Annotated in this window: 14 protein-coding genes; 5 read left to right on the plus strand and 9 right to left on the minus strand. The window is 44.1% G+C overall.

The features are described from left to right. Window positions 1–85: 85 nt before the first annotated feature. Both OCU77_RS20970 and OCU77_RS20975 read right to left on the minus strand, forming a co-directional pair. Window positions 86–2,077, minus strand: a complete 1,992-nt coding sequence (locus OCU77_RS20970) for an alpha-amylase family glycosyl hydrolase (protein WP_084711882.1) — start codon at window positions 2,075–2,077, stop codon at window positions 86–88. Window positions 2,078–2,352: 275 nt separating this feature from the next. Then, window positions 2,353–3,276 (minus strand): DMT family transporter, encoded by a 924-nt coding sequence (locus tag OCU77_RS20975; RefSeq protein ID WP_048900537.1) that lies wholly within the window; start codon window positions 3,274–3,276, stop codon window positions 2,353–2,355. Window positions 3,277–3,376: 100 nt separating this feature from the next. On the opposite strand from OCU77_RS20975, the gene OCU77_RS20980 reads away from it, so the two are divergent. The 3 genes from OCU77_RS20980 to OCU77_RS20990 all read left to right on the plus strand — a co-directional run bounded on the left by OCU77_RS20980 (window position 3,377) and on the right by OCU77_RS20990 (window position 5,359). Beyond that, entirely contained in the window at window positions 3,377–4,279 is a 903-nt protein-coding gene (locus OCU77_RS20980; protein ID WP_048900536.1) for a LysR substrate-binding domain-containing protein, read from the plus strand. A gap of 317 nt (window positions 4,280–4,596) precedes the next feature. After that, entirely contained in the window at window positions 4,597–4,704 is a 108-nt protein-coding gene (locus OCU77_RS20985; RefSeq protein WP_048900535.1) for a hypothetical protein, read from the plus strand. Window positions 4,705–4,744: 40 nt separating this feature from the next. After that, window positions 4,745–5,359, plus strand: coding sequence for a class I SAM-dependent methyltransferase (locus OCU77_RS20990; protein ID WP_048900534.1), 615 nt, complete (start codon window positions 4,745–4,747; stop codon window positions 5,357–5,359). A gap of 85 nt (window positions 5,360–5,444) precedes the next feature. On the opposite strand, the gene OCU77_RS20995 is transcribed toward OCU77_RS20990, so the two are convergent. Together OCU77_RS20995 and OCU77_RS21000 are read right to left on the minus strand one after the other, a co-directional pair. Beyond that, window positions 5,445–5,930, minus strand: a complete 486-nt coding sequence (locus OCU77_RS20995; protein WP_048900533.1) for a VOC family protein — start codon at window positions 5,928–5,930, stop codon at window positions 5,445–5,447. A 124-nt stretch (window positions 5,931–6,054) separates the two neighbouring features. Next, window positions 6,055–6,951, minus strand: a complete 897-nt coding sequence (locus tag OCU77_RS21000) for a LysR family transcriptional regulator (protein ID WP_048900532.1) — start codon at window positions 6,949–6,951, stop codon at window positions 6,055–6,057. Window positions 6,952–7,096: 145 nt separating this feature from the next. Between OCU77_RS21000 and OCU77_RS21005 the strand changes: the two genes are divergently transcribed. Continuing rightward, window positions 7,097–7,531, plus strand: a complete 435-nt coding sequence (locus OCU77_RS21005; RefSeq protein WP_048900531.1) for a carboxymuconolactone decarboxylase family protein — start codon at window positions 7,097–7,099, stop codon at window positions 7,529–7,531. Window positions 7,532–7,588: 57 nt separating this feature from the next. Next, window positions 7,589–7,837, plus strand: coding sequence for a YgjV family protein (locus OCU77_RS21010; protein ID WP_048900530.1), 249 nt, complete (start codon window positions 7,589–7,591; stop codon window positions 7,835–7,837). A 114-nt stretch (window positions 7,838–7,951) separates the two neighbouring features. Here OCU77_RS21010 and OCU77_RS21015 read toward each other — a convergent pair whose 3' ends face one another. From OCU77_RS21015 to OCU77_RS21035, 5 genes are all read right to left on the minus strand, one after another. Beyond that, a complete protein-coding gene (locus tag OCU77_RS21015; protein WP_048900529.1) occupies window positions 7,952–8,710 on the minus strand; it encodes an SDR family oxidoreductase in 759 nt (252 codons plus the stop codon). An 18-nt stretch (window positions 8,711–8,728) separates the two neighbouring features. Beyond that, window positions 8,729–9,628, minus strand: coding sequence for a 3-hydroxyisobutyrate dehydrogenase (mmsB, locus tag OCU77_RS21020; protein ID WP_107302736.1), 900 nt, complete (start codon window positions 9,626–9,628; stop codon window positions 8,729–8,731). Between the two features lie 43 nt (window positions 9,629–9,671). After that, window positions 9,672–10,820 carry an enoyl-CoA hydratase/isomerase family protein gene (locus tag OCU77_RS21025; RefSeq protein ID WP_107302737.1) on the minus strand — a complete coding sequence of 383 codons (1,149 nt, stop codon included), beginning with the start codon at window positions 10,818–10,820 and terminating at the stop codon, window positions 9,672–9,674. Window positions 10,821–10,867: 47 nt separating this feature from the next. Then, the gene (locus OCU77_RS21030) at window positions 10,868–11,641 is read right to left on the minus strand and encodes an enoyl-CoA hydratase (protein ID WP_048900555.1); all 774 of its coding nucleotides are present in this window, start codon (window positions 11,639–11,641) and stop codon (window positions 10,868–10,870) included. Window positions 11,642–11,720: 79 nt separating this feature from the next. Continuing rightward, window positions 11,721–12,875 carry an acyl-CoA dehydrogenase family protein gene (locus OCU77_RS21035; RefSeq protein WP_107302738.1) on the minus strand — a complete coding sequence of 385 codons (1,155 nt, stop codon included), beginning with the start codon at window positions 12,873–12,875 and terminating at the stop codon, window positions 11,721–11,723. Window positions 12,876–12,914: the final 39 nt, after the last annotated feature.

The following is a 12,914-nucleotide window of genomic DNA, read 5'->3' on the forward strand; positions in this document are numbered from 1 at the left end:
CTTTACGCTCGATTTTATATCAAATAAAAAAGGGAGCTCAGCGCTCCCTTATACAAATAGGCATTAATAATAGATGCGTATTCGGCTATTCAGCACACTTAGACACCATGATCTGACGCGGACTACCTTGATCGCTAAATTTCAAACTCCACACATAACGTCCAGCAACGGGCAGCGTAACAGCGGTATCTTTACCATAACCACCAAACTCTAGGGTTTTCTCTTGCCCTAGCTTGAGTTCTAGCCCTTCAGCTGTGTATTGTGGTGACCAATCTTTGGTAGCGTACTGCATACGATAGGCCCCTGCCACTTCATCCACCACCACTTGGTAAGTGTTATCACCTTTATAGCTGTATGCACGGTTATCTTTATGTTTCCAGCCCGAATCAGCAAAATCTCCCACCACATACATGGTTTCCGTCTTAGGGCCTGCTTCTGCAACAGTAGGGTTATCACACTGCGCCATAAAGCCCTTGCCCGTTAGCACTACGGCGGCAGTTTCAACAGTTACCCCAATACTCGATGGTTTTTCAATTTCAAGAAAACGCGCTTGAAAACCCGATAATGGGATCTGATATTCACCGTTCACTGGCGTAAAACGAGCTTGGGTTTGTAAATCGACCAAAGCACCTTCCGATGCAATATCAGCCGCTTTAAGGGTTAACATATTGGCTTTCGCTTGGGTGCTCACCATGTAAAGTAAGGCATCATCACCTTTCTGTTTATGATCAACATACACAGCATCTGTCGCTAATACCGATGTGCGCTTGCCGTGCACTATCGCCGGATGTTGTTCACGAAGCGCCATTAACGAAGCGACATAATTTCGTAGTTCTGTCTGTTGTGGGTTTAATTGCGCCGTTACACCATCAATTTTGGCACTGCTACGCGCTACATGATCATCGCAATAACCTTGCAGCGCGCAAATATCACTGCTGGCTTTATCTGCAAAATTAGGCACTTCATCACCCACTTCTTCACCGTAATACAAGGTGATCGGGCCGTTATACGCCCCTAAGAAAGAAAGTGCCGCACGATGACGTGCCCAGTATTCAGCTTGATCAGGTTTAGCAATGTTGCCCCGTTGCAACAAATCTCCAAAGCGAACGAGATCATGATTACCTAGCATCAAGTTTGGCTTAGCGTGTGGCGGATATAAATCGTGTAGCTTCATACCTTCAGCTAACCACTCACCACCTTTAGCACCATTACTGTTTTCATTAACCGCGAACGTTTCTACAACGCGATAGCGTACAGGGAAATCAAACGCCGAACATAAAGCCGGATCTTTTTCTGGGCCGTAGCCGGTTCGAGTAATGTAGTTTTCGTTATTCCAAATTTCAGCAACCATATAGCCTAATGGGTGCACAGATTCACCCTCAGCATTTTGATATGTCACCGACTGTGAGGCTTGATCAACACTTTTACGCAGCGCTTTCCAAGCAGGTAGTGGCACTTGGTAGGCTTGGTCTAAACGCCATCCATCGATCTTGAGTTCTTTAACCCAGTAAGATGCGACTTCCTGATAAAAAGCGAGGCTTTCTGGGTAATCGACAGGGTTACTGTCTCCTGCAGGCAGGCGGCCTTGGGGTGACGGCACGATATTATCTTTATGATGGCCGAACACACCATCAAGGAACACATACATCCCCTTCGCGTGTGCCGCTTCAACCAATTCACGCGCTTTATCCATATCACCAAAGCGTGGATCAATACTAAAGTAATCACTGGTAAAGTAGCCTGTTGCATCTAACCGATCGGCCCAATGGTTTTGTCCTTCATCAGGAATAGAATTAAAAATAGGGGTTAACCAAATCGCATTCATACCCAGCGACTGAATATAATCCAGTGAATCAATCACGCCTTGTAAATCACCTTTATGGTGACTGGTGCCGTAACCCGTACCGTGACCAATACTGTCATCACCATTTACAAAACTTTCAACCATCACTTGATAAATACGTAGGTCTTGCGATTGTTCGACCATAGGTGCTGCACATTCATAGGGCTCGCTGAGATACCCTAAGGCTTCACTATTTTGTGTGCTTTGGCAGCCCGCAAGCGCAGTAGCAACCATGATCGCTAACGTTGTTTTTCCTATCCTTTTATTCACGATGAAGTCCTTCAATAAGTTATTACTTGTTATTGTTTGTCTTATATCTCAATAATTTCATCGTTATTATCTGTGATATGGACAAGTATTAACCCATCCTTAAAGCACTTTATTACAGGCGTAGAAGTAAGGCTGAGAGATCAAGGTCACACTCAGCACCTCACTAATACTAATCTTTGTTTTTATTGCATTTTATCTGGCACCAATCTCGTTCATTTATACCTACGAACTATCAGCATCTACCGTTCTGTACTCAGTGAAAATTCAGATTCAAGTGGTGTATCAATCGTAGATTGCTCTGCGTTGGCGCAAGCTTTTTTCTGCTTCCTCTCAACTTTAGCCAGTAACAGCAAAGGCAAGATAATCAAAGCCGATCCAATCAACATTTCCACTTCGGGTATTTCACCAAACCATAAAATGCCCACTAATACAGCACCAAGTAAACCACTGTATTCAGCGCTGGCAATTTTATTACTCTCAACCGAACGGTAGGCAACAACGCAGGTTGCGGCATAAATAAGAATAAAGAAGCTCGAGCCTGCAGCAGTCAGTAACGGCGTCCAGTTCCATGTTTCACCTTCCCACAAGGCTAAGCCTAATGATGCTGGCATACCGACAGCATTCGTTAACAATAACGTCTGCGCGACAGTTTGATTGGTGGGTAACTTACGGATCAGCAGGTTATTTCCAGCTAAGGTTAACGCAACCACCAAAGCTGAAATTGCAGCCCAATCAATATGCGTGGGGCGAATCACCACCAGCACACCAATAAAGCCCACCACACCAGTCATGACGGATTTCTTAGTCAACTTTTCACGGAAGAAAACAAACGCCAGCGGCAACATAATAAGAGGAGCGGCATAAAAAATGGCATTCGCTGTCGCAAGTGGCATTGAGTTAATAGCAAAAACCATGAATACAGCACCAAAAAGCCAAATATGAGCACGAAGCGCATGCCATTTCAGCCCTTGAGTAAAAGAAGGTAACGCATTTTTGGCACAAAATGGCAGCAAGATGATCACGGCTGTTAGTTGGCGAAAAAAGACAAACTGAAACACAGCCACACCATCATCAAGCGTTTTGATCAGCGCATCAGAAAATACTGCTATTAAATTACCGACTATCAGCAACAACATCGCATAACCAACAGACTTATTAGACATTGAACACACTCGTAAATTCAATCAAAATTTTATGCAGAGTATTCAATATTCAAAATGAAGTATAATGATAAATATTACTTTAGTATGAGTTATTTCGATAATGAAACTTCCACCACTCCGAGCTGTTCACTGCTTTGAGGCCGTAGCCCGTCATAACAGTTTTTCGCAAGCAGCTGAGGCACTCAATGTCACTCAAAGTGCCGTGAGTCACCAGGTAAAATTACTGGAAGATTATTTAGGAAAACCGCTGTTTATTCGTCAAGGTCGCCTGCTTTCTCTCAGTGAGGACGGTAAACATTATTACGATACGATCAGCAATGCGCTACAAGATATCGCACATGCCAGCCATATCGTAAAAGAAGGTAAAAAAGGGCAATTACGGTTAGCAATGTACAGCACTTTAGCCGTTAAGTGGCTTATCCCCCGCCTTGATAAACTGAGGCAAGAATACCCAGAGATCGATCTCTCATTGACCATGGTTGCAGACGAACCCGACTTTAACGATCAAACTGCCGATTGCTTTATCACTTGCAAGCCGCCAAAAGCCAAATACACCAGCGACCTCTTGTATAACGAACGCATTTACCCTGTGTGTAGTAAACAGTTATGGGAGAAAATTAAAGACCAGACTATGCCTGATGCGCTTTGGCAGTTCCCGCTATTATCCGTTAAATCCGTACTTCCAGCAGGCAAAGAAGGTGATGATTGGCGCACATGGTGTCAGTTAGGACACTTTCAGTTACCTCATCATGCGCAGATGCATTATTTTAGTCATCTACTCCTCTCAGCAGAGGCCGCACGTTACAACCAAGGCATCGCACTATTAAATCACTATTTCATGACTGAAGAAGAAAATCAGCACGACCTAGTACGTATTCCATTACACGATCTTCCCACTGGAGACAGCTTTTATTTCACATATAAAGATAGCAGTGCCGATCAACCGAATATCCGCAAACTGGGAGCATGGCTGCGCCGTCAGTGTGATGAAATGGAAGAGTAATAACCTAATGGTGGACATTTAAATATTAGTAAAACAAGCTTTACCAACTGAAATATTATGCATTCAACCTCAATAATCAACCTAAGCATAAATGCATTCAATCATGAAACTAAGCAGAAGTGAGACCGAGGTTTTATAACAAATATTCTAAAAAATATAACGATTCTAAGCCAATTTTCACAACGGTGAGAAAAGGTATACCGCCATTAGCCTTAAGACAGTGAAGACTTTACTGCACTTTTTCATTTTGTTGTAACTTCCCACTCGAAACGCAAAGGCTTTTGTGGCACATTAGCGCCAAAGTACGAGGAGTTATCATGGATAAGCTATTTGCAGTATTAAACAAGATTGCCGCATTTCTGGCGATGATCATGTTTGTGATTGGCGGTGGCATGGCACTGTACGTTGCCTTCTATGGACCATAGTTTATGACTGTGGGCCTACAACTTGGTTAAAGGAAACAATGTGAATTTTCTTGATCGCCTCAACATTTATTTTTATCACAAAGACAGAAATAAAAAGTGGCCAGATAATCCGCCCAAAATTCTTGGCTGGCGAGATGAAGAGTCGCAGCTTTCACGCTTTCGTATCATAGCGAAACAGCACGACTTCAATCATAAAACTGTGCTCGATTTAGGGTGCGGCTACGGTGACTTTAAACCCTTTATTGATCAGCACTACGATATTGCGTATTACACTGGCATCGACCAGCATAAAGCTTTCATAAAGGAAGCGAAGAAACGCCAACTAACGGCAAGTGAATTCTTTGACGCTGACTTTGCCCGAGATACTTTGCCAAAGCACGACATAGTGATTGCTTCAGGCTCACTGAACTACCATAGCAGTGACTCAAATTATCTCGTCAATATGATCAGTAAAATGTATCAAGCCGCGAATGATGCCGTGATCTTTAACCTTCTCAATGCAAAAACATTTCCTGAAGATACCCTGTTAAAAAGTTATCACTCAGAACATGTCCTCGCTTATTGCCGTACCTTATCAAGCGACTGCTATATCGAAGACCAATATTCTAATGACGATTTCACGGTTGTATTAAAAAAGCCTAAAACACACGCCTAAAACAGCAGCAAACTCGATCAAAAAAGGATTGGCATTACGGCCAATCCTTCTTGGTATACAACTTCAATTTTTACACCTCAGTCGATTACTCATACTCAGATGCATAAGTTTCTTCATAGGTGTGAGAATAAAGCTCGAACAAGTTACCAAACGGGTCTTCTAGATAAACCATTTTAGCTTGCTTGTTATCATCTTCAGGGTGGTAGCGCATAATATCCATGCGTACTTTGCCGCCAAATTCTTCCGTACGTGCAATCACTCCTTCAAAATCATCGGTTTGCAGGCAGAAATGGAAGATACCGATGCGAGAAAAATCAACCTCATGTCGTTCTTGGCGCTCTTTCATTTCAAACAGTTCAACACCAATGCCATCGGTTGTGACTAAATGCGCAATGTTAAACCCTTTAAACCCTTCACCGAAAACAGCGATACACATACGGCCGATTGCAGTTTCACGTTCTTCTTCAACTTTGGTATTGCCCATCACGATGTTAAGGCCTAGCGCACGAGTATAAAACTCAACGGCTTTATCCATATCACCCACCATGATACCTACGTGATTCATTTTCATAACTAGCTCCAGATTCAATATTCGGTTCGCGTTTTGTTTCGATGGAGTGAGTATATGGAAGTGTGGTAATTACTTGAAATTATCAAAATTAATCAGAATAATAATTTTTTGTTATATATTTAAATTAGCTGCCATTAAGCTCTTTAACCAAAAAATCCAACCACGCTCTTATATGGGGCTTGGGATATTCCATGCCCTTGTAAACAGCAAAAATTTCACCGCTATCATGCTCAGAAGATCTCGCCGTCCAGCTAGGTAGTACTTCTACCAGCTGCTGAGATTTCAAATACGGTTCTACCATCCATGTAGAGAGAAGTAATACACCCGATCCGCATAACGCCGCACTTAACAATGGCGATCCGCCTCTCGACGCTAGATTACCGCTAACAGGTACTCGACGCTGCTCTGTATCATTCGAAAAGTAGAAATAATTGCGCTGCCGTGCATGACTTATTAATAAGCAATTGTGGTGTTGTAAGTCCTCTGGCTGTTTAATTTCTGGATGAGCGGCCAGATATTCAGGCGTTGCGACCAAAGACGTAAGGTTTGGCATTAACTTACGCGCTTTCAAATTACTGTCTTGTGGTGTACCAATGCGAATCGCGATATCTATATTCTCGCTGTGCAAATCAACCATGTGATTATCTAAATCAATTTCCACTTTCACTTTGGGGTATTGCGCTAAAAAGCGCGGTAGTAGAGGCGCGAGCACCAAATTACCAAAACTTTCAAACACTGAAATACGTAGCATGCCTTGCGGTTCGGCACGGTCACCCTTCATTTCTGATATTAACTTATTAGCATCAAACAATATTTTTATCGATTCTTGATAAAAATATTCGCCTTCTTCGGTTAAAGACAGGCTACGTGTACTACGCCTAAATAGTGTTGATTGCAGCGTATGTTCTAAATTATCAATTGCACGAGAAATAGAGGACGGGGCCATATTCAGGACCTGCCCTGCTTTGGAAAAGCTACCCGACTCAACAACCTGCGCCAGTATTTTTATTTGATTTAACATTCCCCACCTTTGCGAATTACGCAAAACTTATTTAGGTTCAAGCACTATTCTGCACTTAGGTATTTTAGCGCACAATTCATCTCGTCGATAAGACGTATCAACTTATAAAGCAACTCCATACAGAAATTACATTAAAGGTAACATTATGAATAACCGTATTACTATCTCAGAAATTCAACCTAAAGCACTAACTGCTATGCTAGGTCTGGAAAGTTACCTTGCTACTACCGAATTAGCGGCTGAATTAAAAGAGCTAATCAAACTAAGAGCCTCAATGATTAACCAATGTGCATATTGCATTGAAATGCATACAAAAGCGGCATTAGAGCTGGGTGTGGAACAACAAAAGATTTTTGCACTTTCCGCATGGAAAGAATCACCACGTTTTGACCCAAAAGAGCAAGCACTGCTGCAATTAATCGATGAAATGACACTCATTCATCAAGCCGGTGTGTCTGATGTAACTTACCAAGCCTGTATTAATCACTTTGGTGAGCAACAAACAGCTGAAGCTATGATGCAAACCATCACGATTAACGCGTGGAATCGCTTTGCGCTTGCGACCAAAATGCAGCACTAATTCTGTATTACCGCTCAATACATGCGATTAAATAGAATGACCGCCTAGGAATAAATGATGAACACAGTAGAAGTATTAGGTTATATCGCATCGCTGATGATAGCGCTGTCGCTAACAATGAAAAATATCGTGAAACTGCGAGTACTCAATTTTATTGGTTGCATGCTTTTCACTACCTATGCGTTGCTGATTAACGCATGGCCTGTCGCGGTAACCAATGGTTTTATCGCCTGTGTTAATGTTTATTTTCTACTAAAAATGCACAACGAAACAGCTAGACCGCACAGTTCATTACATAGAAACTAAAGCGTTATTTATGAGAAACGGCCTAGAGGATAAATCCTTTAGGCCGTTTTCTGAATGGCATCGTTATATAATTGCCCTGTTATACCAATCTCACTCAGTTTGCTCATTCCAACCTTACATTCGCATACCGCCATCCACTTCAATGACGCGACCCGTTAGGTAATCATTTTCAAGAATGAATTTAACGGTATGAGCAACCTCGGCAGCATCACCAATACGCCCTAGTGGCACCATTTGCTCAAGCCGTTCTATGGCTTCTGGTTTTAACTGATCGGCCATGGCCGTTTTGATAACCCCTGGTGCAATCGCAGCAGCACGGATCCCGTACCGACTCAACTCTTTTGCCCAACACACTGCCATAGTAGCTACTGCAGCTTTAGAGGCCGCGTAGTTGGTTTGACCGATATTACCCGCCCGTGCCACGCTTGAAATATTAATGATCACCCCTTGGCGCTGAGTTTCTATCATTTTCGCAGCAGCTTCGCGGCCACACAGAAAGGTACCATTCACGTTCACATTCATCACAGTCGTGAACTGCTCTAATGACATCTTCGACAAGACACCTTCTTTTTGCTTTACCAATAACCCGTCTCTCAATATACCGGCATTATTGATTAAGCCATCAAGCTGACCAAAGTCTTCAACAATATTGCTAAATGCGGTTTCAACATCGGCCTCATTGGTCACGTCTGCTTTGTAAATCATGGCGCGAGCACTGAGTATGTGGCATTGGTCTTGCGTTAATCGAAGGGCTTCTCCATTCACATCAATTAAGGCGAGATCAGCCCCTAACTGTGCCAATGTAATTGCCATCATTTGACCTAATCCTTGTCCTGCCCCCGTTATCGCAATCACGCTCTCTTTAATATCCATGGGCGAAAGTCCTTATCACTATTTCTTTGAATACATTTTAAAAATACTCGAAAAGTCTAGTGCTTCATTTCCTCTCGCATTGTGAAACGCGTATAAATTCCGGGCTAAACTCCCCATCGGGATCGCACTTTGGCTTTTTAAAGCAGCATCGGCCCCTAGCCCTAAATCTTTTAACATCAACTTGCTCATGAAGCCGGGCTGATACTGGTTACTCGCGGGGACGTTTGGCATAACACCAGGGCAAGGATTATAGAGTTCTAATGCCCAATTACGCCCTGAGCTTTGTAGCATGATATCGGACAACACTTTAGGATCGAGGCCATTATCTATACCCAAACTAAGGGCCTCACAGGCGCCTGACATTTGTATTCCTAGCATCAGGTTATTACAAATTTTGGCCATTTGACCGTCGCCCGCCTGCCCAGCATGGAAGATATTCTTACCCACATGTTGGAGCACTTGCTGCGCTTGTTGAAAACCTATGTTCGACCCACCGACAATAAACGTCAGTGTGCCCGCCTCTGCGCCAGTCACGCCACCAGAAACAGGGGCATCAACAAACTCCAGCTCTTTATTGTGGGCTTCATTGGCAACTAACCTTGCAGAGTCTGGGTCTATCGTTGAAGAATCAATGAGGAAGGTGTTCACACTCACCATATTAAGTAAACCAACACCGCCGTGGTGATCGCCTAAGTAAACAGCCCGTACATGTTCGCCCGCAGGCAGCATAGTAATGACAGTATCAACACCTTTTACAACATCTTCTAATGAATGAGTAACGACCGCCCCCAAAGGCGATAATGCTTTCGCGGCCGCTTCATTAATATCAAAAACGCGAACAGAGCAACCTGCTTTGAGCAAATTTTTCACCATAGGTGACCCCATGTTACCAAGGCCAATAAACGCGATCGTATTCATGTTGACTCCCGTTATATCAAGCTAAATTAATCACTGATCATTCTTACTGCTGTAAGTTTGCTAATGGATGAGTATTGTCTGACCACAAGGAGGTAAAAAGTACATCGATAACACGGTTATCCACTTGCTCAACCGTAGGAAATAACCATTTAGGATCGCCTGTTTTGTCGATTAAGCGCGCTCGGACACCTTCTTGAAATTCACCCAATGACCCGCAACGAACCGACAAACTCAGTTCCAATCGAAAACAATCGGCGAGATCTAGGTGAGCATACTGGGTTACTTGACGAAAACAGATATGTGCCGATATAGGGCTACCTGCTGCCATGGTCGATTTGGCTCTTTCCATCCATTTATCGTTAGCGATTAACCCGTGAATATTGCTTGAGATCTGGTAAAGATCATCGCCCATACAGGCGGTTTGGATCTGTTCGAAATAGGGGATAAGTTGCTTGTCGGGAAGTAGAGGATCCGTTTGTGCTGCCACACTCAAATTCACGAGCGCTTGATCCACCAGTAAGTAAGGATTATCACTGGCTTGCCAAGGTAGTTGGATGAGATCATTCAATAACTTCTCTTTATGATCGGCAGGAATAATATGCTCAGCAATATCAAGTGCCAGCGCATCAGAGGCATTAATCACAGCACCAGTTAGCCCCAAAAAAAGCCCGATGCCCTGCGGTAATTGGTTTAAGAACCAAGTTCCACCCACATCAGGGTATAAACCGATAGTAATTTCGGGCATCGCGAGTTTAGAGCGCTCAGTGAGCACACGGTGGCTCGCGCCTACATACAAACCAATCCCACCGCCCATGACAATACCGTCTCCCCAAGCAATGATAGGTTTACTATAGGTATGGATCAGATAATCACACTGGTACTCTAGGGTGAAGTACCGCGTCAGGAACTCGGTCGCCTGGGTGTGCGACTCATCTTCAGACATTTCATCTTCAGACATGGCATGGTACATCGCTCTTACATCGCCACCCGCGCAAAATGCCTTTTCGCCAGCACCACACAGTACAACACAGCTAACCATATCATCACGCTGCCATTGCAAGAGTTGATGATAAAGTAAGTCAATCATTTCATAGCTTAATGCATTTAACGATGCTTGATTGTCGAGCTCTGCCACCCCAATCAGATGACCACTTTTCGATACAAGCAGTTGAAAATTAACAGTGCCCGCCATCGCTATCCCTCACGTTATCTGTGACTTGATATTGTTCTTGTTACCCGTTATTGATTTTTCCACTGGGGTGAGCGCTTTTCTAAAAAGGCCTGAACGCCTTCTTGCTGATCTTCGGTATCAAATAAGCCCACAAACAACTCACGCTCTTTCATTAAACCATGGTGATGAGACTGTGAACGGCAGTTTTGGATCAATGTCTTACAAGCTGTGACCGATGATGGCGACTGATTACCGACCGAATTTGCCAGAGCTAACGCCGTCGTCATACTCTCCCCCGTATCCACCACGTCTTCGACCAATTTAATTGCTAAGGCTTGCTCGGCACTTATCTGCTCACCACATAGAATAATGCGTTTCGCCCAACCTTCACCCACCAGCCAGGTCAGGTTTTGTGTCCCACCAGCGCAAGGTAACAGCCCAACCTTGGCTTCGGGCAGTGCCATTACCGCTTGCTTCTCGGCAATGCGAATATCACATGCAAGTGCAACTTCTAAACCACCACCCATCGCATAGCCATTAATGGCCGCAATAGACACCCCGCGAAATGCTGATAATGTCTCGAAGGCTTCACCAAACAGGCGTGCCATCTCAATCGCAACCGCTTTATCACCATCAGCAAACAGCTTTAAATCTGCACCCGCAGAAAAAAACTTGTTGCCTTCACCCGTTATCACACAAGCATAGATATTTTTATCCGCATTGAGCGATTCAATGATCGCCTTAAATTGAATCAGGCTGTCAGCCGTCCAAGTATTAGCAGGTGGATTATTCAGTGTGAGTAACGCAACATGCCCATGCTGCTCTGCCTTTATCGCACTCATATTTTGTTGTGATTGAGATTCCGGTTTCATTATTTTCCCCTCTGCAGCCCTGATTCTTAATGCTTGGTTCCTGATCTGGCTAAAGCAAGTCAACACCGTCACTTAGCACCCTGCGAGCGATGATCAAGCGCATGATTTCATTGGTACCTTCTAAGATCTGATGTACACGGGCATCACGGCAATAACGTTCAAGTGGGTATTCTTGAATATAGCCATAACCACCAAAAATCTGTAAGGCTTGATCGCATACCTTAAAGCCCACATCAGTCGCGTAGCGTTTTGCCATGGCGCAGTAAGCCGTTGCTTCAGGATCGGCTTGATCTAACTTAAAAGCCGCGTAACGTACCAACTGTCTGGCCGCAACCAGCTCGGTGGCCATATCAGCTAATTTAAATTGCAGCCCTTGGAATTGAGATAACGAGCGACCAAATTGCTTACGCTCGCTCATATATTGCTTCGCCTGATTCAAGGCCTGCTGCGCGGTCCCAATCGAGCATGACGCGATATTGATCCGTCCGCCATCAAGCCCTTTCATGGCGAAAATAAACCCTTCACCTTCCTTACCTAACAAAGCCGAGGCTGGTATTTTCACCTTATCAAAAGTAACCGAACGCGTTGGTTGACTATGCCAGCCCATTTTGGGTTCTTTTCTGCCATAGCTGATCCCATCGGCATGCGCATCCACCACAAAAGCTGAAATGCCTTTCGCTCCGGCTTCCCCTGTTCGTGCCATCACCACCAATACATCGGTATCACCCGCACCTGAAATAAAGGCTTTCGCACCATTTAACACATAACCATCATCTTGCTTAGTGGCGGTAGTCGCTAATGCCGCGGCATCAGAGCCAGCATTCGCTTCAGTTAAGCAATACGATCCAAGATGTTCACCCGTGACAAGCTGTGGGCAATACTGAGATTTCGCATCCTCGGTACCAAAACTCGCGATCATCCATGTCACCATGTTATGAATCGTCATATAAGCCGTGGTAGAAGTACATCCCATCGAGAGTTGTTCAAAAACAATTGAAGCATCAAGACGGCTTAACCCCATACCGCCGCTGGATTCAGGTGTATAAAGGCTCATGAACCCCATATCTCCCGCAGCTTTCAATACATCTTTAGGGAAAATACTTTTCTGATCCCATTCCGCAGCCATGGGCAACAACTCTTGATTCGAAAACTGTTGTGCGGCTTCAGCAAACGCACCTTGGTCATCGGAAAGATCAAAGTTCATGGTAACTCCTCACTTCATCTGGCGTAGTTCGAGTAACGG

The organism is Photobacterium swingsii, from assembly GCF_024346715.1.
Classification (GTDB): Bacteria; Pseudomonadota; Gammaproteobacteria; order Enterobacterales; family Vibrionaceae; genus Photobacterium; species Photobacterium swingsii.

What these genes read in the sequence shown, in the direction of transcription:
- OCU77_RS20970 (WP_084711882.1), bottom strand. Translation starts at nt 2,077, where the DNA reads ATGGTTGCTACTGCGCTTGCGGGCTGCCAAAGCACACAAAATAGTGAA.
- OCU77_RS20975 (WP_048900537.1), bottom strand. Translation starts at nt 3,276, where the DNA reads ATGTCTAATAAGTCTGTTGGTTATGCGATGTTGTTGCTGATAGTCGGT.
- OCU77_RS20980 (WP_048900536.1), top strand. Translation starts at nt 3,377, where the DNA reads ATGAAACTTCCACCACTCCGAGCTGTTCACTGCTTTGAGGCCGTAGCC.
- OCU77_RS20985 (WP_048900535.1), top strand. Translation starts at nt 4,597, where the DNA reads ATGGATAAGCTATTTGCAGTATTAAACAAGATTGCCGCATTTCTGGCG.
- OCU77_RS20995 (WP_048900533.1), bottom strand. Translation starts at nt 5,930, where the DNA reads ATGAAAATGAATCACGTAGGTATCATGGTGGGTGATATGGATAAAGCC.
- OCU77_RS21000 (WP_048900532.1), bottom strand. Translation starts at nt 6,951, where the DNA reads ATGTTAAATCAAATAAAAATACTGGCGCAGGTTGTTGAGTCGGGTAGC.
- OCU77_RS21005 (WP_048900531.1), top strand. Translation starts at nt 7,097, where the DNA reads ATGAATAACCGTATTACTATCTCAGAAATTCAACCTAAAGCACTAACT.
- OCU77_RS21010 (WP_048900530.1), top strand. Translation starts at nt 7,589, where the DNA reads ATGAACACAGTAGAAGTATTAGGTTATATCGCATCGCTGATGATAGCG.
- OCU77_RS21015 (WP_048900529.1), bottom strand. Translation starts at nt 8,710, where the DNA reads ATGGATATTAAAGAGAGCGTGATTGCGATAACGGGGGCAGGACAAGGA.
- mmsB (WP_107302736.1), bottom strand. Translation starts at nt 9,628, where the DNA reads ATGAATACGATCGCGTTTATTGGCCTTGGTAACATGGGGTCACCTATG.
- OCU77_RS21025 (WP_107302737.1), bottom strand. Translation starts at nt 10,820, where the DNA reads ATGGCGGGCACTGTTAATTTTCAACTGCTTGTATCGAAAAGTGGTCAT.
- OCU77_RS21030 (WP_048900555.1), bottom strand. Translation starts at nt 11,641, where the DNA reads ATGAGTGCGATAAAGGCAGAGCAGCATGGGCATGTTGCGTTACTCACA.
- OCU77_RS21035 (WP_107302738.1), bottom strand. Translation starts at nt 12,875, where the DNA reads ATGAACTTTGATCTTTCCGATGACCAAGGTGCGTTTGCTGAAGCCGCA.